The organism is Bacillus sp. JZ34, from assembly GCF_053903205.1.
This window is the reverse complement of record NZ_CP096403.1, coordinates 1,435,184-1,461,343: the sequence shown is the minus strand read 5'-3', so window position 1 is coordinate 1,461,343 and position 26,160 is coordinate 1,435,184. Positions and strand designations below refer to the sequence as shown.

The following is a 26,160-nucleotide window of genomic DNA, read 5'->3' as shown; positions in this document are numbered from 1 at the left end:
AGCCCCCTTATCGTAATGTTAAATATTCTGCGGCCGGTCCCAACACAAGCACCGGAAAGAATGTTAAAGCCCCGACGATCAGGATCGAAGCGATAAAAATCCCGCTGAACAGGCTTGAATCGGTGCGAAATGTTCCGATTGTTTCCGGAACGGTTTGCTTTTTCAAAAGTGACCCCGCAACTGCGAGCAGTGTGACAATTGAGAAATAACGGCCGATAAACATCACAATTCCCGTTGTTATATTCCAAAAAGGCGACGCGTCTCCGAGCCCTTCAAATCCTGAACCGTTATTCGCGGCTGAAGACGTATATTCGTATAAAATCTGGCTGATCCCGTGAAATCCGGGATTTGAAATTGCAGCCTGACCCGCTTGCGTCATGACGGCAAGCGCTGACGCCCCTAAGATTAACAAAGGATGAATCAGCAGAGTAACGGCTAAAAGCTTCATTTCTTTTCCTTCAATTTTTTTGCCTAAAAACTCAGGCGTTCTTCCGACCATTAAGCCCGACAGAAAAACCGCAACCATCGCGTATAGAAGCATGTTCATCAATCCGGCGCCTATTCCGCCAAACACCGTGTTCAGCATCATATTAAGCAATGCCAAAAGACCCGTTAGTGGCGTGAGCGTGTCGTGCATCGTATTGACAGCTCCTGTCTCGCTCGCGGTGGTAACCATCGCATAAAAAGCTGAATTCAATGTTCCAAACCGCACTTCCTTACCTTCCATGCTGCCTTCTGTGTGCTCGATTCCGAGCTGATTGATGACGGGATTGCCTTGCGATTCCGCCATGAAAGCTGCCCCGGCTGAAAGCAAAAACAAAAGACCTGCGGATACAAAAAGAATGCGGCCTTGCTTCAGATTCCCAACCATTTTCCCATACGTAAACGGCAGTGAGATGGTAATCAAGAGCATTAATAAAATTTGAATCGCATTGCTCCATCCATTCGGATTTTCAAATGGATGAGAAGAGTTGACGCCAAAATACCCCCCGCCGTTGTTCCCCAGCTCTTTGATGGATAAAAAGGACGCCACCGGCCCCCGAACAATGGACTGCTCACCTCCGCTCACCGTATGGGCTGTCACGGAACCGTCAAGCGTCTGCGGTACGCCTAGGGCGACGAAAACAAGCGACACCACAACTGTGATCGGCAGTAAAATCCGCGTGATCGAACGGACCAAATCGACAAAAAAGTTGCCGAACGGTTTCCCGGCGAGCCCCCGAATCATCGCAACCGCGGCTGCCAGCGCCGTAGCGGGAGCGGCAAACATTAAAAAGGTGATCGCAATCATCTGCGAAAGCATGGACAGACCGCTTTCGCCGCTGTAATGCTGCAAATTTGTATTCGTCATAAAACTGACTGCCGTATTAAAAGCCAGTGTGGGTTCCATTCCCGCGACCTTTTCAGGATTTAAAGGCAGTACACCCTGCAGACGAAAAACGAGATAAACGATGAAAATCATCGCCGTATTCGTGAGAACCAGCGCGGCGGCGTATTTCTTCCACGATTGGTTTTCTCCTTTTACTCCGCCCAGCTCCAGCAGCAAGCGTTCCGCCGGAAGGAAAAACCGGTCGATTTTGGACGGGGCGCCGTCAAATACCTTCGCTATGTAAAGCCCCATTGGTTTGGCTGCCAGCAATGCGGCAAGCAGGATAAAACAGATGGATATGAGCGACGTCATTTCAATACCCCCAATTTGTGTACAATTAAAATTTCTCAGGATTCAATAAAGCATAAGTCAAATAGACAAACATGGCGGCTGCTCCCGCTGCCAATAGCGCCATGGCAATCACTCCTTTCACATTTATGATTGATCAGCGGTTTTCCCCACCCATCTCAGCAACAGAAACATCATCCCCGCTAAAAATGCGACAATGGCCAGCATCACGATATCCAGCACTCCGCTCACCTCCTTTCATGTTTTTTGCACGAAAAAAAGCCGCAAGAGAACAAACCTCTTACGGCTTTTTTGGGCACAGTTAAGAAACCGTGCTTTATGCACGTTTTTTGGTTCTCTTTAAACGCTTGCGAGGTTAGCTGTCGGATTCAGGTGCAAAGAGTCACCTTACCTTGAAAAGGATTCACCCCAAGTGGCAGCGCCACAAAAAATTGGTTCCCCCGCTTCCAATTGGAATTCAGCGGTTACGTTAATTGGAAATTTTATTCAGTTTTTTGATGAGATTTATATTACGCCCGTTCAATCATCGTGTAAAGTTTCATAAATGATCAAATTTCCTCGTTTATCAATTTTATAACCTTTTTTACACAGTTTATGACTTATTACCTTCTATTTTCTCTTAATATCTCGTTTTCTCTTTCATGTTATGGCTTTTACCTGTGAAAAACGGCGGATAAAAAATGTGTCGAAGCCCCGCTCGGAAATTCGAACGGGGCCGTTTTTTGTTAAAAGTCAAAGTTATCAGGATCAGGACCGACACGGGTGTTTTCATTCAGCCCGTCAATTTGCTTCATTTCCTCGAGGGTCAGTTCAAAATCAAATACGTCCGCGTTTTGGGCAATTCGCTCCGCTTTTGTCGACTTTGGAATGGTGATGACTCCGTTTTGCAAATCCCAGCGTAAAATGACTTGAGCAGGTGTCTTGCCGTGCTTGTCCGCGATATCTTTCAGCAGCGGGTGGCTGAGCAATTGGCCTTGCATCAGCGGCGACCATGCTTGAAGCTGGATGCTGTGCGAACGGCAAAACGCTTGCAGCTCTTTCTGCGTGAGCCGCGGGTGATACTCGACCTGGTCGATCACCGGTTTGACGGCGGCATCTTTCAGCAAGTCTTCCAGATGGTGAACGTGAAAATTGCTGACGCCGATTGCTTTTACGCGCCCTTGTTCATAAAGAGTTTCAAGGGCTTTCCACGCCGCTTTATAGCGCCCTTCAACAGGCCAGTGGATCAGGTATAAATCCAGGTAATCGAGCCCGAGCTTTTCGAGACTCGCTTCGTAGGCTGCAATCGTTTCGTCATAGCCTAAATCGTCATTCCAGACCTTTGACGTTACAAACAAGTCTTCTCTAGAAATTCCGGCTTCTTTCAACCCTTCGCGAATTCCTTGGCCAACCCCTTCTTCATTTCCGTAGATGGCTGCCGTATCGATACTGCGGTAGCCGTGCTTGATTGCCGTTTTTACGGCTTGCACCAGTTCGGGCCCTTCCTCTACTTTAAACACGCCTAGTCCAAACCAGGGCATGTCCGTCCCGTTATTCAATGTGATTCGATCTTGCAGATTTTTTACCGTCATCTAATTGGCCTCCTCATATTTTTGTATACATCATGCGCAGTTTTTCTTTAAAGCTTGATTTTGTTTTTGGTCATTTCGTTCCAGCGCCCTGCTCCAGCCCGTCAGCGCGACGGCGCCGAGCACCATCAAAGCTCCGGCCCATGGAGTGTGAATCAAACCGATCGACTGTGTGATGGCGCCTCCTGTATAAGATCCGATCGCGATCCCGGCGTTGAATGCAGCGATATTGACAGCTGATGCGACATCTACCGCCCCCGGAACAAACCGTTCAGCCAGAATTACCACATAGGACTGGAGCCCGGGGACATTCATAAATGCTAAAAATCCCATCAGCATGATGACGATAAAGCCCGCTGCCTGATAAGGAGCAGCCGCCGTTAAGATGAGAAGCACAACCGCTTGGGCGATGAACATATAGAATAATGCAGTAAGCGGTTTTTGGTTGGCCGCTTTACCTCCGATGATATTTCCGAGCGCGACGGCAATGCCGTAAGCAAGCAAAATGACGGCAACAGCTTCCTGTTTAAAACCTGTCACATGCTGAAGCAGCGGGGATAAATACGTAAAGACAACAAATGTTCCTCCATAACCAAGCGCCGTAATGATGAATAAAAGCAGCAGACGGCCATTGGTTACAAGTTTCAATTGGCTCTTGAAAGACGTTCGGACGCCTTTCGGCAAATCGGCCGGAACAAGAAAGCTGTTGGCGATAAACGCCAGTGCGCCGATAGCGACGATCGCCGCAAAAGCAATCCGCCAGCCGAACAGCTGACCGAGGAACGTGCCGATGGGAACTCCGGTAATCATCGCAATCGTCAGACCGGTAAACATAATTGATATCGCTCCGGCTCTTTTATCCGCCGGGACCAGGCTTGCCGCAATCGTTGAACCGATTGACATAAATACGCCATGAGAAAACGCGGAAATCACGCGGGCGGTTAATAAAACACCGATGCTTCCGGCACATGCCGCAAGCCCGTTTCCGATCATAAAAATAATCATAATCACAAGCAACAGCGCTTTTCTCGGCATACTCGATGTGACAGACGTCAATACGGGTGCGCCGACTGTCACGCCCAAAGCGTATAACGATACAGTCAGCCCCGCGGTCGTCACTGAAATGTTCATGTCATCAGCAATTAAAGGCAGAAGCCCCACGCTGATGAATTCGGTTGTTCCGATGGCAAATGCGCTGGCCGCCAAGGCTAAAAGCGCTAATGTACTGCGTTTTTTATCATGAACAGAAGTCATTCTTTTTCCCCCTTTCGTTTTTAATGTATAGCAAATGTCTGCCGGCAAATGATATTATGGTACATATCATCTATAAAAAAAAGTACGCACTTTTAAGTGCGATAGGAACCAAAAAGTTAGATAGGTACTTTTCGGTTCCTATGGTTTGGAGGAGAACATGAAGCCGAAAAAGTACAATATATCTGTCGAAGCTACACTTGAAGTAATTGGAGGTAAATGGAAATGTGTGATTTTGTGCCATTTGACGCACGGCAAAAAACGCACGAGCGAGCTGAAGCGGCTGATGCCGAACATTACGCAGAAAATGCTGACCCAGCAGCTGCGCGAACTGGAGGAGGACGGCGTCATCAATCGGCTCGTGTACCAGCAGGTGCCGCCGAAGGTCGAATACGAACTCAGCGAATACGGATGGACGCTTAAAGACATATTGGATTCATTGTGCGCCTGGGGAGAAACACATATTACGAAAGTGTATGGAGACAAATTTGCCGTTTTGGAGGACAGCGTGCTGAATGAACAATTAAAGGAAACATAATAAATAGATGGAGGTCAGGATGGGAAAATGGTTTCTTTCCGGGGGCGGAGATGCGCACCAAACTGAACGGCTGGATCGACATTTTGCCGGGAGCCTCTGCCCGCATAAGCCTTTGTTGTATATTCCGATTGCCATGGACGCCGACAGGTATGATGAAGGCTTCGATTGGATCAGCCGGCTCTTTCACCCGCTCGGCGTTAAAAATATCGTGATGTGGACGGATGTCAAAGGCAAAACCGTGCACGATTTAGACGCATTTTCTGCCGTATATATTGGCGGAGGAAATACGTTTCGTCTGCTCAAACAATTCATTGAATCACATTTTATCGAGGTGTTAAAGCGCTATGCCGAAAGCGGCGGCGTCATTTACGGCGGAAGCGCAGGCGCCGTCATTCTCGGAAAGAACATCATGACTTGCTCTTATATGGACCGCAATGCTTGCGGATTGCGCGATTTTAACGGATTAAAGCTTCTGGGAGACTATGCGGTTTGGTGTCACTACAAGGTTGAACATGATCCGCTGATTAAAAGGTATAGGCATGCCTTTGACACTCCCGTCATCGCCTTGCCGGAAGAAACGGGAATCGCCGCAAGCATTTCAGACATCCGGGTCATCGGAACAAAGCCTGCCCGGATTTTTAATGAAGACGGCGCGGTATTCGTTTCAGATCAATTTGTTTTATAAAGCAAAAAACGCTTCGGCTCATCGGCGAAGCGTTTTTCTTGTTTTTGCGGCTGCAAGCCGTTTGACCAGGCTTTCCGTCAGAAAAAACACGGTGAGACTCAAACCCAGCAAAACAGAAAAATTTGACATCAACGGCTCACGATCAACATATTCAAAAGCATGATGCACAAAAAGTATCACAGCCCAGAAAATGATAGCCGCACGGCAAGCTGTGTCTGCGGCTTTTTTCCTTTTGGGTCTGCATACATGACAGCGCCTCCCAAGGAGACTCTCACGCCCCAATCTGCTGATTTCCTTCGCACTTACTGTGTTTTGATTTCCTCTTCCGTTTCATAAAACCGAGCCAGCTCCACAATCATCGCTCCCATTCGTTCGAGGCCGGGAGCGAGCAGGCGTTCAACTCCTTCTTCTCTTAAAGCTTCTGCCGTCACTTTTCCGACAGCGGCTGCCAACACGCTGTCTTGAAAAGATTGGACCATTTTCTCCGCATAGCCGTTTTCTTTCGCAAAATGAAAAAGCGAGCGGACTTGGACGGCTGTTGTAAAGCAAACCGCATCCACTTCACGGTTGATGACCTCGCTGCACAATAAAGCGACGGTTTCCCGGTCCGGTGCAACATGGCGATACGGCAGAAGCGGAAAAACAGCTGCACCTTTCTCTTCCAAAAACTGAAGCAGTGACGGTGCGTTTTCGCCGTGAAGCTGTACCATCACCCGTTTCCCGGAAAAATCATGGGATTGAAGCGAGTCGATCAGTCCTTTGGTGGTGCCGTCTTCATCCGCCGCAACCGGCGTAATGCCGAGCTTTTTTAATGCGGCGATTGTTTTGTAGCCTCTCGATGCCGCCTTCGCCCCGCGGATCGCTTGTAAATAGCGCTCACCGATCCCCAGTTTATCAGCTAGGTTGACAAGCGTCTCCGTCCCGATTCCTGTCGTAAAAATCACCCAGTCGGCTCCCGTTTCAACAAAGGCTCGCAAATCAGGACCTACTTCTTTTTCGGCCAAAAACACGGTACCCTGAAGGGAACGTACGACGGGAACCCCGCCTTGCTTTTTGATTAATGTGCTCATTTCATCCGTTTTTCGCGATGCTCCGATGGCAATTCTTCTGCCGTTCAATCCTTTTCCCAATCCAATCCCTCTTTTCCGTATCTGTTTCTATCAATGTAATGGTTTACTATCATCTTCCAAATGAGATATGATTGAATTATCAAAAAATAACAGGAGGTTTTTCAATGCATTCTCAATTTGAAACCCGAGCCGAGCATTTGACGAAACATGCCCGTTTTTTCGAGTATACCACTGCCTCTGACCCGATTGGAAGCGGAATAATCAGTCCGATTCCTGTGAAAGAGTTCGGACCTGAATTGTATGAAACAGGTGAAACGCGGATCATCCCGCTGGACATCTCAGAAGAACTGAAGACGGAATATCCCGCTTCAAGCCCTTCCCTTCTCGCCCACTTCATCAAGATTCGTTCGGGCGACACGATTCACACCGCCCCCCGCGCGACAAGCGAACTATATTACATTGTCAGCGGCGCAGGGCGTACCGAAGCGGGCGAAGATACGATTCACTGGCAGAAAGGCGATTTTTTGACTTTGCCTGCCGGTTCAAGCAGCCAGCATACCGCAGCAGAAGATGCAGCCATTTATTACATCACCGATTCACCTCTCCTGCATTATTTGGGCGTAAAGCCGTCGGAATCCCGCTTTCAACCAACCATCTACACCGCTGAACAGGCAAAAGCAAAATTGGCTGAAGCGGCCGCCGCTCCTGACGCCCGTTTCCGAAACCGTATTTCCGTTCTTTTAAACAATGATATATTCGATCAAACGCTGACGATCACCCATGTATTGTGGGCGATGTTCGGCATCGTGCCTCCCGGCTCCAATCAAGCGCCCCACAGCCACAAGTCGGTGGCTCTCGATTTTGTCGCCTATGCCGCACCAGGGACGTACACATTAGTCGGAAGCAAAATCGATCCGGCCACAAAGGAAATCATCGATCCGAAACGGATTGACTGGGTAACCGGAAAAGCCTTCATTACACCGCCGGGATTATGGCATTCCCACCATAATGAGTCAGGTGAAGCGGCCTATATCATCCCCATCCAAGATGCGGGCCTGCAAACATACCTCCGGACACTGGATATTCAATTTCAGCATTATGAAAAATGAAAAAGCGGGAAGCCGGATCATTCTTTTCGGCTCCCCGCTTTTCTATTCGTTTTTCGCTTTCTTGGAAATCATGTCCGCGATTTCTTCGGCCTGCGCCTGAACAGCGTTTGGATCATACGGCCAGAACCTGTCCGGATCGAGGAAAAAGACCTTGCCTTTTTTCACCGCGTCAAGCGACTTCCAAACCGGATTGTCCTGATCAAGCTTTCCGTTGTATGATTCATCGACAAATATGTAGTCTCCGGCATATTTCGGCAGAACTTCGAAAGATATGGCTTTATATCCGTCAGCTGTATCAATGGCATCCTTTTTAACAGATTCAGGCGGCGTCAGTCCCAGCTGCGTATAGATCGCTTCTCCGCCCCGATACCCGTAGGCCCCGTAGACATACACAGATTTTGCATATGCGCCGATTAAAGAGAACGTTTCACCTTGTACAGATGCATCTTTGATTTTCGCGCGGGCGGCTTTCATTTTTTGATTAAACGTTTTCGTCCACTCCCGAGCCTCCTTTTCCTTGCCGAGCAGCTTGCCAAACGTTTTCATTTCATCGCGTGCATCTTTAAACGTGCCGAACGGATAAACGACAGTCGGAGCGATTTTTGAGAGCTTTTCATATTCTTTTTTATCGTTTGTCATCGATACGATCAAATCGGGTTTAAGCTTAAGAATCTTTTCCACAGATACTGAAAAACCGTCTTTTCCCCCGATATTCTTTATTTCTGAAATATGATCTTTAATATAGGGACTTTCAAGATATTTCCCTGTTTCTCCAAGCGGCTTGATTCCGAATGCAAGCATTGTCCCGGCATATCCTATCGTAACGACGCGCTTCGGATTGGCCGGTACAGTGACATTTCCGTTGATTGTTTTCACCACTCTTGTTTTCGCTTCGTTCTTTGATGCCGTCTGTTTTTGGCCGCTTTGACAGCCTGAAAGAAAAACAGAAAATGCGAGTAAAACGGTCAATATATAAGAATACTGCTTTTTCGTCATGTTCAACCCTCCAATTGATAATAATTATCATTATCAATATACAGGATAATTGTCACCATGAGAAGTCTTTATTTGCTTTACGGCTGATCAGGCCGCTCATTCCGTCGATAGTATTCGATGACAAATTCTTTAAAGTTGCGTGCCGCCGGCGATAAATAATAGTCTTTCAAAACGGCGAGACCGATCGTCCTCTCAGAACGGTAGTCTGACACTCGGCAAAATGCCACCGGAGAATGGATATGTTCCGCCGTTTTCGGCAGGATCGCCGCACCGAGCCCTGCTGACACAAGGCCCAAAATCGTCGACACTTCTTCCCCTTCAAACGCAAGCTTCGGGCTGATGGACAGTTCCCGGCACATTTGATCAAACACATATCGAAGACCATAACCCGGCTTAAAACCGACAAAGTCCTCATGGGCAATGGATCTGATCGCGACTTCTTTCCGATCTGCGAGCGGGTGGTCGGCGGGAAGCACCAGGTAAAGCGGTTCAGTATCCAGCACCGTCCATTCAAGAAGTTCGTTTGGAAGGGGTGGTGAGCTGAGACATATATCAGCCTCGCCCGTCTCCACCATATGCTGAAGATGTTCATTTGCAGCCTGATACAGACGGAACGCAACATTCGGGTATTTCTTTTTAAAACCGGCAATCAGCTGCGGCATCAGGCGTGAACCAAGCGTATGCAAAAAAGATACCGAGATTTCCCCGGCATTCGGATTGACGCTTTCCCTGATTTGCTGGACGCCTTCGTCAAGAGCAAGGCGGGCCTGTTTCGCTTTGATAAGGAACTGCTCGCCGTACTTTGTTAGGCGGATCGATTTTGTTTTTCGAATAAACAGCGGGACGCCCAATTCTTCTTCAAGCTTTTTGATCGACCTGCTCAAAGCCGGCTGGGAAATCCTTTGTTCCAGGGCGGCTTTTGTAAAATGTTTATGCCTGCTCACGGCAATAAAATGGTCAATTTGATAGAGTTCCAATGCTCATCCGCTCCTTCATAACTAGAATGCATGATATTGATAGATATTATAAATTAGACACATCACAAATGAAAGCGTACCATGAAACATAGATTGTCATTCTGGAAAAGAGGAGCTACCATGACTTACATACAGCCGCATACGAAAGATTATCAAAAAGCAAGCATCGCTTTATTCATCAGCGGTTTTGTGACATTTGCCACGCTTTACACCACACAGCCGCTCATGCCTCTGTTTGCGGAGGAATTCGGCATATCGGCGGCAGCTGCAAGCTTAACTTTATCCATTTCAACAGGTATATTGGCTTTTGCATTACTCACGGCAGCAGCTTTATCTGACGGATTCGGCCGGAAGACGATTATGGCAATATCCCTGTTTGCGACATCTGTGCTCGGCCTCTTGACCGCCTTTAGTCCGAACTTCGCGGCGCTCTTGGTGATGAGAGGGCTGCTTGGCTTTTTCCTTGCAGGCGTACCCGCGATCGCCATGACTTATGTCGGAGAGGAATTTGATCCGCGAGGGCTCGGGAAAATGATGGGGTTATACATTAGCGGCACAAGCCTTGGAGGAATGAGCGGAAGGCTTTTGACCGGCCTTTTGACAGACTTGTTCAGCTGGCGTGCAGCGCTTGGAATCATCGGGGGATTATCAGTGCTATTAAGCTATTTGTTTTGGATTTTGCTGCCCCGGCCACAGCACTCCGCTAAGCGAAAAACGAGCATGAAAAAGGCGAGCCTCGCCTACTCTGCCGTCTTGATGAACAAACGGCTGCTGTCGATTATTTCACTCGGATTTCTATTAATGGGAAGCTTTGTTACGCTGTTCAATTATATCGGATTTCAATTGATGGGCCCTCCGTACAGACTCTCTCAAACTGTCATCGGGTTCATCTTTATCGTTTATTTGGCAGGGGCAATCAGTTCCGTTTATATGGGAAAGAAAGCCGACCGTTTTGGCAGCCCGCTGATGCTGAAAATCGGGATTGCCATTATCGCGGGAGGCGCATTGCTTACGCTTCTGCCTCAGCTTTCTCTGAAAATCGCCGGAATCGCTGTCTTTACATTCGGATTTTTCGGCTCGCATTCGATCGCAAGCTCCTGGGTCGGGCAGACGGCCGGCGAACAGCGCGTTCAAGCTTCCTCCCTTTATTTGCTGAGCTATTATCTCGGCTCAAGCTTAGCAGGGTCTTTCGGAGGCTTCTTCTGGACTCATTTTAAATGGCCGGGAATCGTCGCCTTCATTACCTTGCTGCTTTTGGCCGCTTATCCGGCAATTTTCTTTGCCGAAGCCAAAAGGAACAGGCGGCAAGACGATACACAGATCCGAAATAAAAGCTAAACTTTCTTCACCGCATGCCGATATTTAAACCAAAGCCAGCATGACGATTCCTCCTGAAGATCAGCCGTTTTTAGAATGAATAAATGCAGCCTGTCATGTTGGCTTTTCCTTTATCTCCCTCTATAATGGTTTGAGGGGGAATCATCTTGCTTAAAACAATTGGATTTAACGGATTTTTGGCATCTGCATGTTTGAATCTTTTTCTCAGGTTTGGGCTCAAAATAAACGGCACAGCGAATGATATCATCTCAATGGTCTCCCTGGTGTTCGTACTGATGTACGTATGGGGAGATTTGAAAAAACGAAGTGCAAAAACGCTCATTTTACAAGGGCTCGCTCTCGTCACCTCTGTGGCGTTATTGGTGTTTGTCATCATGAAAGGGCAAACATTCATTGATTCTCTGCCTTTTTTCGAGGGCTGGGAGACGCCGGCAAAATGGGGATATATTTTGCTCGTTTGGTTCTTGGGATTAAACCTTTTCATCTATATCAATGGAAAAATCACAAACTCTAAAAAAGAGGCATCCTGATAATTCAGAATGCCTCTTTTTGTTTTACGTTCTTGCGATGTGGTCCGCATTCACGTTATGTTGAGAAACGCCGCCGTCCCACACATCCTTTACATAGCGCCCTTCTTCCAAAAGTGCGGACAGCCAGCTTTCCGACTCTTCCTGACGCGCTCCCTGTACAATCCGATATGCCTCGCACAAAGCTTGTTCAACAGCGGGAGCCATGCGGCTTCCGTCTCCGCACACATACAGGCGGCCGCCTTTGTTCAACAAGTGAATCAGCATGTCTGCATCCTCTCTGAGCAAATCTTGCACATATGTTTTCGGACGGCCTTCAAGCCTGGAAAACGCTGTATGCAAATGGACGATTCCGTCCTTTTCCGCTTGCTCCAATTCGTCTCGATACAGAAAATCTTCATTCGGACGGCGGCAGCCGAAGTACAAATGCGCTTCACCGAGCTTTATCCCGGTTTCGCGCTGGATGCGGCGCGCCTGAAGAAATCCGCGGTAAGGTGCGATTCCGGTGCCCGGTCCGACCATGATCATCGGTGTTTCAGGATCTTCAGGAAGCCTGAAGCCTGACTGGGGCTCCCTGATGAAACAAGAAATCGCATCTTTCGGCTCAAGGCCTGCGAGATAGTTCGATGCAACCCCCTTATATTGCCCGCGGCCGCTCAATGCCGGTCCGCTTACGACAGAGACGGTGATGCTTGTTTGCCGAGGGTTAATCTGCGGCGAACTGGAAATCGAGTAATACCTCGGTTTTAGCGGAGGCAGAAGCGCCAGAAAGCGGGCGAACGGCAGTTCACAGGCCGGGTATTGCTCAAGCAGGTCAAGCATTGTCAGCCGTTTTTTCAACACTTGATTCTTATAGACGTCATCTTTCAGCAAATCTTCAAGCTCGCGCTGATGAGGCGGACATACAGTATGTGCCGCCAACTCGCGAATCTGGGCCCTTGCAGCCGGTTCCTGCAACTCGACACAATGTTGAAAAAGATCCTTGACATGAACGGGCCGCTCCAAAGGCAAATGTGATGCTTGACTCCGGCCGCTGATCATAATTTGTTCATTTCCGTTCAGCCCAAACCGCTGAAAAACGCGTTCAATCAGCACCTCGCTGTTTTGCGGAAGCACCCCGAGATGGTCTCCCTCCTGATATGCGGTACCTTCAGGAAGCGATATTTCAATATGCCTCGTGCTTCTCCCGCTCTCTTCACACTGCAGTTCCCGGTTTGCCGATATTTTCGCTGTAAACACTTGATAAGCTTTAGCCAGCGGCGAAGCCGCAGGTGCGCTTACAAACTCGACAGATATGGCTTGTCTGTCTGTTTCTGTTTGATTCGGCTCGGGTTCGGACAATGAAAATTCGGTTCTTAAAAGCGGCCACAGATCGTTTTTCCATGACTCAAACTGTCCTTCAAAATCATCGCCTGCATCCCCTTCTCCAAGCTTGTGCAGCCTTTGGGCGCCTCTTTTTTCCAATGCGCTGTCAATCAGGCGCGGAATCCGCTGGTAGGTGCTGGCCCAGCTCCGGTTACCGCAGCCGAATACCGCATATTTGACACCGTGCAAATCGCCTGTCTGATCATGCTCAAGCCAATGGACAAATTCCCTTGCGCAATCAGGCGGGTTTCCGTTATAGGAAGCCGTCACAATCATAACAGCCCCTTCTGCCGGGAGGTCGCCTGAATATTGATCAAGCTCCGCCGTCCGGCTTCGATATCCTTGCTCACGCGCTTCTTCAGCAAGCTCCTTTGCAACCTCTTCGGCTGTGCCGAGATTTGAACCGTAGAGCACAAGGAGAGGGGTTCCGTGCGTATTTTCCGCAGCCGGTGCGGAAGGCTTTTCTTCCTGCCGCTTGTTCTCTTCAGGTTGAGCACCCGGCGTCACCATCATTGCTTCTTTTTTCCTCGGCCTTACCCTGATTGTGAAGCCATCCGGTTTTAATGTCAGCGATTCTTTGATCTTCAATTGATAGTTTGCATGATCTTCAAGATCAAAGTACTGAAGAATCATGCCGAGCACAAGCGTCGCTTCGTGAAGGGCGAACTGCATGCCGATGCATGCCCTTTGGCCGTTGCCAAACGGTTTGTATGCGTGCGCCGGAATGCTGTCCATCTGCTCGAACCGTTCAGGCCGGAACGCCTCGGCATCTTCTCCCCAGACGCTTTGATCCCTGTGCAGTTTTGGGATGAGCACTGTGACGCTCTGGCCTTTCGGAATCAAGTATTTTCCCCCGATAACCGTTTCGTCTTTTGCGTAAAGAGAAAAAGACGGCGCCGTCGGCCAAAGCCTTATCGATTCATTCAAAATCATTCGAATGTATTTCAGCTGCTGAACCTGTTTGTAGGAAGGAACGGGATCGGTCAGCACGCGGTCCGCTTCTTCATACGCTTTCTTAAGCTTATCCGGATGCTTCAGGAGCAGATAGATCGCAAACGATAATAAACCGCTCGTCGTCTCGTGCCCTGCGATCAAAAACGTAATGATTTGATAGCGGATATTCTCATCATCCAGTTTTTCGCCGGTCTCAGGGTCTTTCGCATGAAGCATAAGCGATAAAAGGTCATTTCCGCTTTCGCTGCCGGCCTGCTTCCGGTCAGCGATGATCCGGTCAACAAGAGAAAACATCGACTCAACATCGCTGTCAAACTGACGCTTCGTTTGGACCATCAGCTTATCCTGCAGCGGAAAGCGCTTCGTCTGTCTCATCGCTTCGCTCAAACCCCGGACCATGCTCTCGATAAACGGATGCTGCCCTTCGCGGTAGAAGCTGTTAAATCGGTAGTTAAATCCGCATAAGCCGATCGTATCCAGCGTCAGCCGCGTCATATCATCCGGTACGTCAATACTTTCATCCGGATTGAGACGGGACCATTTTTGGATGAGCTGGACGGCGATGTCCTGCATCATGGGATGGTATCCCTTCATCGCTTTTTGGCTGAAGCTCGGCAGAAGGATATTGTGGGCTTTCCGCCAATTGGGTTCCTTCGTCCAGCTCGTAAACAGCCCGTCTCCGCTGAACTCGCGAACTTTCAATAGCCCCTTCCCCATGTTTTTGTCAAACCGGGATTCGTCAGAGACTTCTTTAACCAGTTCATGGCTGGACACAAATACCCCAATCGCATCTGCAAACTTAAATTGAAAGATAGGCCCCATCTCATCCGCGATTTTCCAAAGAGACTGGGAGACCTTGTTTTTGTCAAGCAAAGGCAGGTTGCCGAGCGGTCCGTAAGTTTTAGGGATTGGAATTCCATTTAACGTGTTCATGAAAATCATCCTTTCTGTTTTGAAAAAAGCTTTTCATCCATGATGTTTGACAGCATGCCAGGAACATTCTTCAATCTCTTTGATCAGTCCGGTAGGATCTTCGATTTCCCCGGCCCTTACCAATTTCTGAATATGAACGAACGCCCCGAATACCACAGCCGACAAGATGTGAGAAGGCAAGGGGCGAATCACGCCGGCCGCTTTCCCTTTTTCAAAAAATAAATAGACGAAATCCAGCAGTTCGTTTAAGACTTCACGGCTTTTCTCTGTCAGGTAATGAGAGGTTTTGTCAATTTCCAAAAAATAAAGCGCATGGACATTTTCCTGAGAAAACTCGAAAAGGCAGCGGAAAATATGCTGAAATTGTTTTTTTATCCCTGCTGAATCTTCAGGATAGTCCTCCTCAATCTTTTCTTTAAATCTCTTCACACTGTCTTGGAACAAGACGTTCACAAGGTCTTCCTTGCTGTCAAAGTAGCGGTAGATGGTGCCTGCACCGACGTTTGCCTTCTCGGCAATCATCGGAATGGTTGCAGCGTCAAAGCCACGGTCTGCGAAAAGGACGAGCGAAGCCTCGATAATCTTCTGATATTTGCTTTCCGATTCCATTGATTTTGCCCTCCAAGCCAGCGGAATGAACGTTCATTCCGCTTTTTCCAATACATTCACTTTTTGACAGAACACTCGAAAATTCCTTTTTTAATATAAAATTTTTTAAAGAAAAACAAAAAAAGGGAGAATAGACCCAACTGTTGACATGAGTTGAAATTCATAAATCGAATGCAGGCAGCGCGGCTGTTTAATAGTATTCTTATATATTAATTTCGATTAAAAAAGAGGAACTGATATGTCATCAGTTCCCTCTGCCATCGGATTATTTTGCTTGTTTGACTTTTAATATGCTCGCTTTGCTCGTATTGCCGGCTTTATCTTTTGCAGTGACCGCTAAAACAGTGTTTGCCTTTTGTTTTTTTATTTTAACGGAGAACGCGCCTTTTTTATCGGCCTTGCCGGTTCCAAGCGTTTTCTTTCCTGCTTTGACGGTGATGGCGGCGTTTGCCTCTGCTTTCCCCTTAACGGCCGTGCTCTTGTTTGTTACTGTATTCACTTTTGGCGCGGGCGGGGGAGTTTTGTCAAGCACAGTGACGGCTTTCGCTTTGCTGACATTCCCGGCTTTATCCTTTGCTGTTACACTGATGACCGTTCCGGCTTTTTGCCTGCTGATTTTCAGCTTGTATTCACCTTTGCCGTTCGCTTTACCGGAAGCGATCGTCTTTCCTTTTACTTTTGCGCTGACTTGCGCGTTTGCTTCTGTTTTTCCCTGAATCACCGTACTTTTATCGGAAACCGGATAAACTTTCGGGGCGCCTGGCGGGATGACATCAGCAACCGTCATTTTAACATCGCCGCTTTCTCTGTAGTCATCAGCAGATGCGGAGACATACAAAACGGCATATTCTTTTTGCTTATTGATGTTCACTTTAAACGCTCCGGATGCATCCGCTTTGCCTTGCGCGATCACTTTTTTGGACGCGTTTTTCACTTTGATCGTGTAGCCGGCTGCCGTTTTCCCCGTTACGGCAGTATCTTTGTTCGTGATGCGTTTGACGGAAGGGTTTTTCGGCGCTTTTTCCACGACGGTTCTGAGCGAGGCTTCCGCCTGATAACCCGATGCCGCGACATGAAGAACTTGCCCCGCCTTCTGGGCCGGAATTTTCACTGAAAACGCGCCTGATTTTCCGGCTGTTCCCGTGCCCAATACTTGCTTCCCTCGCAAGATTTTGACCGTCACACCGCTTTTGGCTGTGCCTGTCACTGCCGTATGGCGGTTTAAAACGGGATGAACCTTCATGTTCAGCTCAAAAACGCTGGCTGCGTGATAAACATTCAGCCTCCCCCACCCGGAAACGAAATCATAACCAGGGATTTGAGCAGCCGGTTCTACATCCAGATCATAGTCCGGGTTGGGATTATCCTGTTCTTCAAATGCCACATCTGCTGTCGTCTCGGTCAATAGCTTTGCGACTTGCTTTGGTTTCAAAGATGGATTCTGTGACAAAAGAAGTCCTGCTGCAGCTGCAACATGCGGCGCCGCCATGGATGTTCCGCTCATATAAGTGACATTTCCGTCCGGAACGAGGCTTGGAATATCGGTTCCCGGCGCCACCATATCGAGACCTTTTCCATAATTGGAATAGTCCGAGACGAGATCGAGGTTATTGGTCGCCCCGACTGAAAGCGTATATTTCGAAGATGCCGGGTACGAAATCTCCGACACTCCGTCATTGCCGGTGGCGGCAACGATCGTCACATTTTTGGACGCCGCGTATTTGAGCGCATATTCCATCACCCTGCTGTATGGTCCGCCAAGGCTTAAATTAATGACTTTTGCACCGTGGTCGGCAGCATAGATGATGCCGTTGGCAATCTGTTCCGTATCTCCGCTTCCTGAAGAATCCAGCACTTTGACAGGCAGGATTTTGGCATAGGCATTGATTCCCGCCATTGAAAAATGGTTGTCTTGCGCAGCTGCGATGATGCCTGACACGTGTGTGCCGTGGCCATTGTCATCCATCGCGTCCGCGGTGCGGCTGATATAGTTATAGCCTTCGTCTTTTTTGACGCTGCCGCTTAAATCGGCAAGCGTATGATCAACACCCGTATCGACAACGGCGATTACTGTATCTCTCAGCTTTTTGCCTTTCATCAGTTTTTGAAGCTGTTCAAATTGTATGTCTGCATTCGCAGCACGGTTTTTGCCGTTATTTTTGAGCGACCATTGATATGGATACTGGGTGTCCGCTGACAGTGCTTCATATTGCTGAACCTGTTCGACGAATTCCACTTCAGGCATCTTGGCAATCTTGGCTGCTGCCGTCTGATATTGCTTTGCCGCCGCTTTGAATCCGGCTGAACGGCTTTCCTTCATTTCCACAACGTACATATCTTTAAATTTCGTTTTACTTTTACCAAGTGGTTCTAATGCCTTGACGCCGGAAGATTGGGCTTTAGATTTGAAAGAACCCAGTTTTTTGCCGTCTTTCAATTTTACAATATAGCGTTTTTCAGGGGCGCTTGATGTAGCTGTCGCCATCCCCGCTTTCTCCAGCACAGCCGATACTTTGCTGCCTGTTAATTGTTCGATGCCGATGTCTTTTGCCACTTGATCCAGCTGTTTTTTCAGCGACTCGGGAACGGACTCGCGCGATGTTTCGTACAGACGGCTGATCGCTTTTTGATCATCATTCGTAATGGTGTATGCGCTCTCTTTTCCGTTTTTTGCGACATCGGAAAACAGCGGCTTCAGCTGCACCAAGTCTTTGTAGACACTGTCTCTCATCGATTTGTTAAAGAGCATTTTTGCGCTGATGAATGGAGCTGCTTTATAGTAAAGGGAAGACAGCTCTTTTCCTTTTTCAGTTTTTGAAAGAACTTCATCCCTGATCGTTCTTAACTGTTTTAATATGCCCTTGCCGGTTTCCCTTTCGGAGACGCTTAATTCTGCAGGACACTCTTCTTCCGCCTCCTGGTTTGCCGGAGGCAGGGTGACGCCTTCATAGCTGATGGTGTAAGAAATATCTGTAATTGAAGTGGTTTCGTTTTCCTCATCATGGTGATTTTCTACTTTTATGTAGTAAGGACCTTTCCAGGCAATCGGAAAATCGATTAAAGCGGGATTATTTTCATAGGAGTAGCCGTTGTATCTGTCAAACGTTTGGTGATCAGCTGCGTTTTCCAGGCTGGAGTAAACGGAAATGTTCAGCTCTGCATCTGATTTCAGTTTAACGCGGAAATGCGTGTGGTTTGCGATTTCCTGATTTGAAGGATTGATTTTATACCAATGCACCTCATCATCGCTTTGAAATGACGCTACAACTGGGGACGCGCCGGTCAGTGTGGTTTCGTTAATCGGAACGCTGTCTTCGGCCGCCATAGTCTTCGGTAGAGGCAGCTGGCCAAAAATCAATGCAACAAGGAGAAAGAAAGCAATTGAACTTTTCACGATCCTTTTGTTCATAAATACCTCCGGAAAATATAGTAAAAACGTTCACTTTGATATTAAACCATGTTTGCTATGTTATTGGAATACTTTTCTTTAAAAATCAAAAATATGATATTTAAGATCTGGTTTCAACTCTATCAAACATAAAAAATCCCTCTCGTATGAAAGGGATGATCGTACAAAGCTCACGATTTTACCGCAGAAATGCAGCAGTCATTTTCGTTCATATGTACCGTGATGTCTCTGAAATGGCTTTCTTCAAGCAGTTGCTTGATTTGCTCTTCTGAGTATAAGGAAAAGCCTTTTGTTTTTTTCGATTTTTTCATTTGCCCTTCCAGATGGACGGCGAGAAACAGCGTGCCGTCAACCTGTAAAACACGGTAAATTTCTTTTAATGCTTGTTTGAAATCCGTCCAAAAATAAAGGGTGTGGACTGAATATACTTTATGAAAAGAACGGTCCGGATAAGGAATGTTTTCGGCATGGCCGAGCTTCAATTCGGCTTTTCCTTCTTCTTTCATATGACGGATTCGCCGCATCCCTTGCTTGACCATGCTTTTTGAAGCGTCTATGCCGCAGGCTTTGCCGCTTTCAAGCATCTCCGCGATCTGATAAAGCGCCGCTCCGCTTCCCGTTCCGATTTCAAGGATGCGCTCATGCGGACAGACATCCATTAAATTGATGGTCCATTCGTTTATATCATGATTTCCGTTTTCCATATATGACGCGACCCATTTCGACAAAATGCCTCTCGGGCTCCGCAATTGTTTTCCAAGCCATTGTTCAAACACGTTATAACACCTGCTTTAATATCTAATTAGCCCGGTTTTTCAGGTTGCAAATCGTTCAAACGGGCCTTTCACCAATCATATCGGTCAATAAACCGAATATTAAAAGCATTAGCAAAAATAACTGCATTCTTTTGTTACATTCCATAACTAGACGGCTTCAGCTTTGAAAATGTTTCGCTTTAAGAACACTGTTTTTTTAATGAATTGGTCTATCCGCCCTTTCCACAACTCAAACCCATGCATAGTATATATGGAATTTTCACTAAAAGGTGGTGCTATTTATGGGCTTTGGTTACGGCGGCGGATGCTGCGGCGGCTGGGGTGGCTACCCTGGCGGATACGGCGGTGGATACGGCGGTGGATACGGCGGCGGATACGGCTATGGAGGCGGATTCGCACTTGTTGTGGTTCTATTCATTCTGTTAATTATCATCGGCGCTTGTTACGTCTGCTAAATGAACAGGAGGGGGGCTTTAAATCCCCCCTTTTTATTTTGCCATTCAGTTTGTCCACATGAAAAAGAGCAGAAAACAAACGTTTTCTGCTCTTTCTCAATAATACCAATAATGCGGCCAATACCCGAATTGGCGCGCCATCTCCATTCTTTGGCGCCGGTACGGATTACCGTATCCGTGCTTGAAAGAATGAGGCATTGATGTATACCCGTGGCCGATAAAAGGCATTCTGCCGTTTTTCTGCATGCTTTTCACCCGCATTCATTGAATTGCTTGCTTCATATTATGCAGAAAAGCGGAGATGCGGAACTCGTTTCAGCCCCGGCTAAACCTGGTCCTTCTCCCGAGTGTAATGTGCCAACAGTTCCCTTCTATGCATCATCTTGATCTCCTCCTTTATTTTTTTTCGCGCTTTAAGCTAGCGCTGGCTGTTCATGTAAAGATATTTCAGCTGCAGGTCTTTCATTTCGTTGTACATTTGTTCGATTTCGTATTCTCGCTCGTACTCTTCCGGACTTTTAAATCGTCTCTGAATGGTTAGTGTTAAGAAGAATAGATTTATTGTCACATCGCTCACCTCCTTTCAAGTTCGCTAAAAACAAAAACAGCCCGCAGATTTTCTGACAAACCTGCGGGCGCAAACAAAAACCGCCAGATAAAAACGAATCGAGTCTTTATCTTGCGGGAGGAGCAGCGTATGATTATGCCTAACTTCCTAACGGACCGGCTGTGCTGAAAAAGCATCGGTTAAGGAAGTGCACAATCTCTCCCACAGGTTTGATGAATCATGATATTGGCGTTCACAAAGTCTAATGTATGTAGTCAGTGCTGGTTTCATGTTCATCAACCTCCTTTGCTTTTTGTTTACTTTGTAAGTATATCCATCAAATTCCTGTTTGTAAACCGTTTTTTTAATAAATGGACGGATTGATCAAACAAAAAAAGCGGAGAGCCCCTCTCTGAGTCTCTCCGCTTACGATTCTTCCATCTCATCTAATTGTCTTTTATATTTAAGCGAGCGCTTCACACAATAGAAGGCTCCTCCCAAAAAGCCGCATGTCGCGAGCATCATTGTCATCTTTTGGCCGGTTTCCAAACCTTGTCCGGGAATGACCGATCCGATATATAAAAATGCGCTTACGCTGAGAAGCGTAAAAGCAAACTGCTTATAGTCTTCCATCAGCGATTTGACTTTTTTCTTCTGCATGTCATGATCACCTGCTTTTGTTTCATAATGGATATGATTCAGGATAACATAGATTGACAGATGACCAGACATGTAAATTCAGCCATTTTAAGAAATCGGGGCCAGCGCTTGCTGCAAGTCTTCCAACAGATCGTCAATATCTTCTACCCCGGCGGAAATGCGGATCAATCCGTCTGTAATGCCAAGCTCCAGCCGGCGTTCACGCGGGATCGAAGCGTGAGTCATCCGCGCCGGCACTGAAATCAGGCTTTCAACCGCGCCAAGGCTTTCGGCAATCGTAAACCATTTCAGACGGCCAAGGACAATGTCCACGTTCTCTTCTTTTCCGATATCAAACGAGATCATGCCGCCGAAGCCCGTGCTTTGCCGCTTGGCAAGCTCATGTCCCGGATGGGACGGCAGCCCTGGATAATAAACCTTTTTGACGGCCGGATGATCATCTAAAAAAGCTGCGATTTTCCTGGCATTTTGCTCATGCGCTTCCATTCTCAAGCCAAGAGTTTTCATCCCCCTCATTAAGAGCCAGGAATCCTGAGGCCCGAGAATCCCGCCTGTAGAATTTTGAATGAAATGGATCTCTTCTGCGAGTTCCTTCGAGGCTGTCACAACCAGTCCGCCGACGACATCGCTGTGTCCGCCCAAGTACTTCGTCGCGCTGTGAAGGACGATATCGGCTCCCAACGAGATTGGGTTTTGAAAGTACGGTGTGTAGAAGGTGTTGTCGACAATCAGCAACAGGCCGTGCTTTTTCGCTGTTTCAGCGGCTTTCTTGATGTCCGTGATTTTCAATAAAGGATTTGTCGGCGTCTCAACATAAATCGCTTTTGTATTCGGCTTGATCGCTTTTTCGATGTCTTCAATGCTGCTCGTATCACTGAAGGTCGCTTCAATGCCGATGCGATTCATCACCTTTGTCATCACGCGGTATGTGCCGCCGTATACATCATCTGTCAACACGATGTGATCGCCGCTTTTAAAAAGCATCATGACCGCTGTGATCGCTGCCATCCCAGAGCCGAACGCGTAGCCTGCTTCACCGCCTTCAACATCCGCGATCAAGGATTCGAGCGCCGTTCTTGTCGGATTTCCCGTCCGGGAATATTCGTATCCTGTATGCTGTCCGGCGCGCGGCTGTTTGTACGTGCTGACTTGGTAAATAGGAACCGATACCGCTCCTGTTTTTTCGTCTCCTGTAATGCCGCCGTGGATCATTTTCGTTTTTGGCTTCATCTCATATTCCTCCTTCGTAAATTTTTTTGCTTAAATAGCGGTCGCTGCTGTCGGGGAAAATTGTCACAATGTTTGTGCCGGCTTTCGCTTTTTCGGCTTCTTTCAACGCGGCAAACAACGCGGCGCCTGATGAGCTTCCGATCAGAAGCCCTTCCTTTTCAGCGGCTTCTTTTACAAGCCGGAACGCCTCTTCGTCAAGCACGGTGTAAATCTCATCGAAATGGCTTTCGTCCATATATTCCGGAATGAATTCCATTCCGATTCCTTCGGTTTTATGTCCGTGCGGTTCTCCTCCGTTTAAAATCGAGCCTTCAGGTTCAACAATAACCGTTTTAATGGACGGATTTTTTTCTTTTAGAAACTTGGCGGTTCCCGCAAATGTCCCGCCTGATCCCGCACCGGCGACGAAGACGTCAATCCGGCCCTCTAGATCATCCCATATTTCCGGGGCGATCGTTTTATAGTAAGCCAATGGATTTACTGGGTTTTTAAACTGCAAAATGCAATAAGAATCAGGAATCTCCTTCTCAAGTTCAAGTGCCTTTTCAATCGCACCCTTCATTCCGGCACTTCTGAGGGTATGAACAATTCGAGCGCCGAGCGCTTTCATGATCGACTGTTTTTCCATGCTGAAATGCTCGGGCACGCAAAAAACGGGTCTAATCCTGTGCTTTCTGGCGGCGAGGGCAAGGCCGATTCCCGTATTGCCTGCTGTCGCCTCAATGACCGTTCCACCGGGTTTCAGCTTTCCCGAATCGACGGCTTCAGCAATCATCACTTCTCCGAGCCGGTCTTTAATGCTGCCTCCCGGATTCATCATTTCAAGCTTTGCATATATGTTAACACCGCTGGGGATATGAAAATTCAAAATCTGCAGAAGCGGCGTTTTACCGATCAATTGGGTGATGTCCTTGATCACATTCATGTTCCTTCCTCCTTCAAGAGGTGCAAAACAGAGGGGGGCTCCCCCCTGTTTTTAATTGATTCTTTTGATCATGCGGAGCACAAGATCTGTCGAATGCTTGGCAGCCTGCTCCAAAAATTGGTCAAATGAAATTTCAGACTCTTTTCCGGCGATGTCTGAAAGCGCCCTGATGACAACGAACGGCGTATTAAATTGATAGGAAACCTGTGCGACAGCAGCCGCTTCCATTTCAACCGCGTAAAGATCTGCAAACTTGCCGCGGATGAATGCCACGCGGTCAGGATCGCTCATAAAGGAGTCGCCTGTTGCAATCGTTCCTTTGACAACCTGAATGTGTCCCAGTTCAGACGCTTCGGCTTCCGCCGCTTGGATCAATGTACTGTCGGCCTTGTATGCGGCCGGCAGATTCGGAACCTGTCCATATTCATAATCAAATGCCGTGACATCGACATCATGATGGCGGACTTCGGTCGAGATGACGATGTCTCCGACATTAAGCGAATGATGGAAGCCGCCGGCTGATCCGGTGTTGATGACAACGTCCGGTTTAAAGCGGTCGAGCAGAATCGTCGTGCTCATGGCTGCATTGACTTTGCCGATGCCGGACTTTAAAAGTACGACTTCTTTTCCTTCATAAAATCCGCTGGTAAATTCACAGTTTGCGATGACTTCTTGGTTCGTCTGTTCGAGCTTGCTTCGCAAAATCGTGACTTCTTCTTCCATTGCTCCGATAACTGCGATTTTCATATCTTAAAACTTCCCTTCAAATTACAATTTTGCCGCTTCCATTACCCAGACAAAATCATTATGCTTTTGAAAGGCGATACTGAATTGTTCTGAGGTAAAGATCATTTCCATTTCCGAAAGCGTCGGATAATGTTCCGTTTCAAGGTCTTCCGCCAATTGCAGGAACCCTTTTTCCTTCGCTTTTTTAACAGCGGCAGAGAAGGCTTCCCGATCCTTGAAGACGGTATCAGCAAACACTATTTTACCATGCTTTCCGAGCATTTTTCCATATCGCTTCACAGCCTCCCGTTTCTCTTCGTTTGTCAGGTGGTGAAACGCATAGGAACTGACAATCGTGTCGGGAGAAAACGGCGGTTCCGGAAAGTCGAGAAAGTCTCCGTCAACGATCACTGCATTCTCCGCTAGCTTTGCCTCGGCAATTTCCCTCATTGCTTTTGAAGGTTCTACACCTGTGACTCCCTTTCCGGCTGCCAGCAATTTTGCAGTCAGATTGCCAGTGCCGACGCCGAATTCAAGAACTTTATGCCCGGAGCGGCTGACGACATCATCCAGAATGCCGTCGTAGTTGCGAAACACTTCTTTGTACTGAAGATCGCGGCCAACTACTGTATCATCATAAGAATTTGCCCAGTTCTCAAATAAAGGAATGAACTCTCTTCCCATTTTATCGTCACTCTCCATCTATTTTTACAATTCCTATAAGTATAGTATGATTTATTCAGTTGATTAGTTCTTATCCTACCACAAGTCATTCGTTTTGGGTACAAAAAAGGCTTGGTTATATTTCCCTTGTCACCCGGACGCTTCTTTGCTTTAATAAAAAATGACTTGAAACGAATGGAGGATTGGTTTATGAACTTCGGGCTCGATCTGATCAAAGATAAAATTGAGTTTTTTGAGGCGCTGAGCTTAGAGGAGCTTGAAAAAAAGATCAGTCAGCAGATTGAAAACAACCAGGCGCTTTTGCTGAGGGTCCATTCGGTTTCCCATCAGACGGCGGTCATTGACGGACGGATCCACTACAGCGCAGTCGTGCATTTTAAAGCCGAATCATAAAAAAAAGCGCCCGGTTGTTAAAACCGGACGCTTTTTTCTTTACTTCAACTGTTCAACTTTTGTCGGCTTCCAGCCTTTCCCGTCAACCCAAGTAATGGCTACCTGGTATTTGACGCCGGTGTCCTTCGCCTGAATGGTTCCTTTCGCATCTTGCGGGCTGCCGTTGTTTCCGAGCCAGATCAACGTCATGTTATCCTGGGAAACCCCTGTCGCATATGAAATGGCTTCAAGCATTTCTTTCCAGTCTTGTGAAGACGAATCATATGTTGCGGTATGCTGTCCGCTCTGTTGTGTGCCGACAGGCTTCCAGTCAGGATTGATGATCGTTTTTTCAACATTGGCGCTTGAACCGCCTTCTTTCACTTCGGCTCCTTCAAACGGATCATCTGATGTTGATTTGTCCTCGTCTGAAGCAGAGTCTTTATCCTTGTCCGAGTCGGAATCGCTGTCTTCTTTGTCGGCAGAATCGCTTTTTCCTTTGTCCTCATCTTTTACATCTTCGTCAGACGTTTGTTTCTTATTGTCGGAAGCAGGTGCTTCTGTCGTCTGTTCAGAATCGTTTTTCGAAGCATCTTGCTGCGCCTGCTCCTTCGGGCTGTTCATCATCAGACTGCTGGCGACGACAACGATTAATACCAATACGATGCCTATTAAAATGTTAAGCACAAGATTCGCTTTCCTGCGCTTATCACGATTTTCAAAACGAGATTCCCTTGTTTCGCTCAAGTTCATTGCACTCCTTTTTCCCTCTTGCCTC

26 protein-coding genes and 1 riboswitch are annotated in these 26,160 nt (G+C 47.5%); of the genes, 7 read left to right on the top strand and 19 right to left on the bottom strand.

Features of this window, described 5'->3' with window-relative positions:
• Window positions 1–7: 7 nt before the first annotated feature.
• The 4 genes from kdpA to M1D90_RS07355 form a co-directional block, all read right to left on the bottom strand.
• A complete protein-coding gene (gene kdpA / locus M1D90_RS07370) occupies window positions 8–1,681 on the bottom strand; it encodes a potassium-transporting ATPase subunit KdpA (RefSeq protein ID WP_023855354.1) in 1,674 nt (557 codons plus the stop codon).
• A 25-nt stretch (window positions 1,682–1,706) separates the two neighbouring features.
• Window positions 1,707–1,754, bottom strand: a complete 48-nt coding sequence (kdpF, locus tag M1D90_RS07365; protein WP_409333860.1) for a K(+)-transporting ATPase subunit F — start codon at window positions 1,752–1,754, stop codon at window positions 1,707–1,709.
• 254 nt (window positions 1,755–2,008) lie between these two features.
• A riboswitch (cyclic di-AMP (ydaO/yuaA leader) is annotated at window positions 2,009–2,151 on the bottom strand.
• A 252-nt stretch (window positions 2,152–2,403) separates the two neighbouring features.
• Window positions 2,404–3,249, bottom strand: coding sequence for an aldo/keto reductase (locus tag M1D90_RS07360; RefSeq protein WP_026579210.1), 846 nt, complete (start codon window positions 3,247–3,249; stop codon window positions 2,404–2,406).
• A 30-nt stretch (window positions 3,250–3,279) separates the two neighbouring features.
• Window positions 3,280–4,500, bottom strand: coding sequence for an MFS transporter (locus M1D90_RS07355; protein WP_059231411.1), 1,221 nt, complete (start codon window positions 4,498–4,500; stop codon window positions 3,280–3,282).
• 157 nt (window positions 4,501–4,657) lie between these two features.
• Between M1D90_RS07355 and M1D90_RS07350 the strand changes: the two genes are divergently transcribed.
• Window positions 4,658–5,035, top strand: coding sequence for a winged helix-turn-helix transcriptional regulator (locus M1D90_RS07350; RefSeq protein WP_020452368.1), 378 nt, complete (start codon window positions 4,658–4,660; stop codon window positions 5,033–5,035).
• Window positions 5,036–5,054: 19 nt separating this feature from the next.
• A complete protein-coding gene (locus M1D90_RS07345; RefSeq protein WP_020452369.1) occupies window positions 5,055–5,720 on the top strand; it encodes a peptidase E in 666 nt (221 codons plus the stop codon).
• 302 nt (window positions 5,721–6,022) lie between these two features.
• Here M1D90_RS07345 and M1D90_RS07340 read toward each other — a convergent pair whose 3' ends face one another.
• Complete coding sequence (locus tag M1D90_RS07340; RefSeq protein ID WP_039072888.1) at window positions 6,023–6,850, bottom strand: uroporphyrinogen-III synthase; 828 nt, start codon at window positions 6,848–6,850, stop codon at window positions 6,023–6,025.
• Window positions 6,851–6,954: 104 nt separating this feature from the next.
• Here M1D90_RS07340 and M1D90_RS07335 point away from each other — a divergent pair, with 104 nt between their 5' ends.
• Complete coding sequence (locus tag M1D90_RS07335; RefSeq protein WP_020452371.1) at window positions 6,955–7,899, top strand: cupin domain-containing protein; 945 nt, start codon at window positions 6,955–6,957, stop codon at window positions 7,897–7,899.
• Window positions 7,900–7,941: 42 nt separating this feature from the next.
• Here the strand turns inward: M1D90_RS07335 and M1D90_RS07330 are convergent, their stop codons facing one another.
• On the bottom strand, window positions 7,942–8,895 hold the full coding sequence (locus M1D90_RS07330) for an iron-hydroxamate ABC transporter substrate-binding protein (RefSeq protein WP_020452372.1): 954 nt from the start codon (window positions 8,893–8,895) through the stop codon (window positions 7,942–7,944).
• Between the two features lie 77 nt (window positions 8,896–8,972).
• Entirely contained in the window at window positions 8,973–9,872 is a 900-nt protein-coding gene (locus M1D90_RS07325) for a LysR family transcriptional regulator (protein WP_020452373.1), read from the bottom strand.
• 120 nt (window positions 9,873–9,992) lie between these two features.
• Between M1D90_RS07325 and M1D90_RS07320 the strand changes: the two genes are divergently transcribed.
• Window positions 9,993–11,210 carry an MFS transporter gene (locus tag M1D90_RS07320; RefSeq protein ID WP_025811072.1) on the top strand — a complete coding sequence of 406 codons (1,218 nt, stop codon included), beginning with the start codon at window positions 9,993–9,995 and terminating at the stop codon, window positions 11,208–11,210.
• Between the two features lie 146 nt (window positions 11,211–11,356).
• Window positions 11,357–11,740, top strand: coding sequence for a YoqO family protein (locus M1D90_RS07315; protein ID WP_039072889.1), 384 nt, complete (start codon window positions 11,357–11,359; stop codon window positions 11,738–11,740).
• A 24-nt stretch (window positions 11,741–11,764) separates the two neighbouring features.
• Here M1D90_RS07315 and M1D90_RS07310 read toward each other — a convergent pair whose 3' ends face one another.
• From M1D90_RS07310 to M1D90_RS07295, 4 genes are all read right to left on the bottom strand, one after another.
• The gene (locus tag M1D90_RS07310; RefSeq protein WP_456283279.1) at window positions 11,765–14,989 is read right to left on the bottom strand and encodes a bifunctional cytochrome P450/NADPH--P450 reductase; all 3,225 of its coding nucleotides are present in this window, start codon (window positions 14,987–14,989) and stop codon (window positions 11,765–11,767) included.
• Window positions 14,990–15,022: 33 nt separating this feature from the next.
• Window positions 15,023–15,598 carry a TetR/AcrR family transcriptional regulator gene (locus M1D90_RS07305; protein WP_023855364.1) on the bottom strand — a complete coding sequence of 192 codons (576 nt, stop codon included), beginning with the start codon at window positions 15,596–15,598 and terminating at the stop codon, window positions 15,023–15,025.
• Between the two features lie 265 nt (window positions 15,599–15,863).
• Window positions 15,864–19,007 carry an Ig-like domain-containing protein gene (locus M1D90_RS07300; protein WP_456283277.1) on the bottom strand — a complete coding sequence of 1,048 codons (3,144 nt, stop codon included), beginning with the start codon at window positions 19,005–19,007 and terminating at the stop codon, window positions 15,864–15,866.
• 170 nt (window positions 19,008–19,177) lie between these two features.
• Window positions 19,178–19,783, bottom strand: a complete 606-nt coding sequence (locus M1D90_RS07295; RefSeq protein WP_025811068.1) for a class I SAM-dependent methyltransferase — start codon at window positions 19,781–19,783, stop codon at window positions 19,178–19,180.
• A gap of 281 nt (window positions 19,784–20,064) precedes the next feature.
• On the opposite strand from M1D90_RS07295, the gene yjcZ reads away from it, so the two are divergent.
• Window positions 20,065–20,238, top strand: coding sequence for a sporulation protein YjcZ (yjcZ, locus tag M1D90_RS07290; protein WP_105980180.1), 174 nt, complete (start codon window positions 20,065–20,067; stop codon window positions 20,236–20,238).
• Between the two features lie 96 nt (window positions 20,239–20,334).
• On the opposite strand, the gene M1D90_RS07285 is transcribed toward yjcZ, so the two are convergent.
• The 7 genes from M1D90_RS07285 to M1D90_RS07255 all read right to left on the bottom strand — a co-directional run bounded on the left by M1D90_RS07285 (window position 20,335) and on the right by M1D90_RS07255 (window position 25,010).
• Entirely contained in the window at window positions 20,335–20,484 is a 150-nt protein-coding gene (locus M1D90_RS07285) for a hypothetical protein (RefSeq protein WP_164468297.1), read from the bottom strand.
• Between the two features lie 172 nt (window positions 20,485–20,656).
• Window positions 20,657–20,806 (bottom strand): YrzI family small protein, encoded by a 150-nt coding sequence (locus M1D90_RS07280; RefSeq protein ID WP_020452381.1) that lies wholly within the window; start codon window positions 20,804–20,806, stop codon window positions 20,657–20,659.
• A 405-nt stretch (window positions 20,807–21,211) separates the two neighbouring features.
• The gene (locus M1D90_RS07275; RefSeq protein WP_011198155.1) at window positions 21,212–21,445 is read right to left on the bottom strand and encodes a YrhC family protein; all 234 of its coding nucleotides are present in this window, start codon (window positions 21,443–21,445) and stop codon (window positions 21,212–21,214) included.
• Window positions 21,446–21,532: 87 nt separating this feature from the next.
• Entirely contained in the window at window positions 21,533–22,675 is a 1,143-nt protein-coding gene (locus M1D90_RS07270; protein ID WP_020452382.1) for a bifunctional cystathionine gamma-lyase/homocysteine desulfhydrase, read from the bottom strand.
• Window position 22,676: 1 nt separating this feature from the next.
• Window positions 22,677–23,600: a PLP-dependent cysteine synthase family protein gene (locus M1D90_RS07265; protein WP_456283275.1), complete on the bottom strand. Its 924-nt coding sequence runs from the start codon at window positions 23,598–23,600 to the stop codon at window positions 22,677–22,679.
• Between the two features lie 51 nt (window positions 23,601–23,651).
• Window positions 23,652–24,347, bottom strand: coding sequence for a 5'-methylthioadenosine/S-adenosylhomocysteine nucleosidase (mtnN, locus tag M1D90_RS07260; RefSeq protein WP_020452384.1), 696 nt, complete (start codon window positions 24,345–24,347; stop codon window positions 23,652–23,654).
• Between the two features lie 21 nt (window positions 24,348–24,368).
• On the bottom strand, window positions 24,369–25,010 hold the full coding sequence (locus M1D90_RS07255; protein WP_023855369.1) for a class I SAM-dependent DNA methyltransferase: 642 nt from the start codon (window positions 25,008–25,010) through the stop codon (window positions 24,369–24,371).
• Window positions 25,011–25,199: 189 nt separating this feature from the next.
• On the opposite strand from M1D90_RS07255, the gene M1D90_RS07250 reads away from it, so the two are divergent.
• On the top strand, window positions 25,200–25,403 hold the full coding sequence (locus M1D90_RS07250; RefSeq protein WP_023855370.1) for a YrzA family protein: 204 nt from the start codon (window positions 25,200–25,202) through the stop codon (window positions 25,401–25,403).
• A gap of 39 nt (window positions 25,404–25,442) precedes the next feature.
• On the opposite strand, the gene M1D90_RS07245 is transcribed toward M1D90_RS07250, so the two are convergent.
• Window positions 25,443–26,135 (bottom strand): YrrS family protein, encoded by a 693-nt coding sequence (locus M1D90_RS07245; protein ID WP_020452387.1) that lies wholly within the window; start codon window positions 26,133–26,135, stop codon window positions 25,443–25,445.
• Window positions 26,136–26,160: the final 25 nt, after the last annotated feature.

Excerpts from the sequence above, each read along its gene's own strand:
- kdpA (WP_023855354.1), bottom strand. The coding sequence starts at position 1,681 with ATGACGTCGCTCATATCCATCTGTTTTATCCTGCTTGCCGCATTGCTG.
- M1D90_RS07360 (WP_026579210.1), bottom strand. The coding sequence starts at position 3,249 with ATGACGGTAAAAAATCTGCAAGATCGAATCACATTGAATAACGGGACG.
- M1D90_RS07355 (WP_059231411.1), bottom strand. The coding sequence starts at position 4,500 with ATGACTTCTGTTCATGATAAAAAACGCAGTACATTAGCGCTTTTAGCC.
- M1D90_RS07350 (WP_020452368.1), top strand. The coding sequence starts at position 4,658 with ATGAAGCCGAAAAAGTACAATATATCTGTCGAAGCTACACTTGAAGTA.
- M1D90_RS07345 (WP_020452369.1), top strand. The coding sequence starts at position 5,055 with ATGGGAAAATGGTTTCTTTCCGGGGGCGGAGATGCGCACCAAACTGAA.
- M1D90_RS07335 (WP_020452371.1), top strand. The coding sequence starts at position 6,955 with ATGCATTCTCAATTTGAAACCCGAGCCGAGCATTTGACGAAACATGCC.
- M1D90_RS07330 (WP_020452372.1), bottom strand. The coding sequence starts at position 8,895 with ATGACGAAAAAGCAGTATTCTTATATATTGACCGTTTTACTCGCATTT.
- M1D90_RS07320 (WP_025811072.1), top strand. The coding sequence starts at position 9,993 with ATGACTTACATACAGCCGCATACGAAAGATTATCAAAAAGCAAGCATC.
- M1D90_RS07310 (WP_456283279.1), bottom strand. The coding sequence starts at position 14,989 with ATGAACACGTTAAATGGAATTCCAATCCCTAAAACTTACGGACCGCTC.
- M1D90_RS07305 (WP_023855364.1), bottom strand. The coding sequence starts at position 15,598 with ATGGAATCGGAAAGCAAATATCAGAAGATTATCGAGGCTTCGCTCGTC.
- M1D90_RS07300 (WP_456283277.1), bottom strand. The coding sequence starts at position 19,007 with ATGAACAAAAGGATCGTGAAAAGTTCAATTGCTTTCTTTCTCCTTGTT.
- yjcZ (WP_105980180.1), top strand. The coding sequence starts at position 20,065 with ATGGGCTTTGGTTACGGCGGCGGATGCTGCGGCGGCTGGGGTGGCTAC.
- M1D90_RS07285 (WP_164468297.1), bottom strand. The coding sequence starts at position 20,484 with ATGCAGAAAAACGGCAGAATGCCTTTTATCGGCCACGGGTATACATCA.
- M1D90_RS07275 (WP_011198155.1), bottom strand. The coding sequence starts at position 21,445 with ATGCAGAAGAAAAAAGTCAAATCGCTGATGGAAGACTATAAGCAGTTT.
- M1D90_RS07270 (WP_020452382.1), bottom strand. The coding sequence starts at position 22,675 with ATGAAGCCAAAAACGAAAATGATCCACGGCGGCATTACAGGAGACGAA.
- M1D90_RS07265 (WP_456283275.1), bottom strand. The coding sequence starts at position 23,600 with ATGAATGTGATCAAGGACATCACCCAATTGATCGGTAAAACGCCGCTT.
- mtnN (WP_020452384.1), bottom strand. The coding sequence starts at position 24,347 with ATGAAAATCGCAGTTATCGGAGCAATGGAAGAAGAAGTCACGATTTTG.
- M1D90_RS07255 (WP_023855369.1), bottom strand. The coding sequence starts at position 25,010 with ATGGGAAGAGAGTTCATTCCTTTATTTGAGAACTGGGCAAATTCTTAT.
- M1D90_RS07250 (WP_023855370.1), top strand. The coding sequence starts at position 25,200 with ATGAACTTCGGGCTCGATCTGATCAAAGATAAAATTGAGTTTTTTGAG.
- M1D90_RS07245 (WP_020452387.1), bottom strand. The coding sequence starts at position 26,135 with ATGAACTTGAGCGAAACAAGGGAATCTCGTTTTGAAAATCGTGATAAG.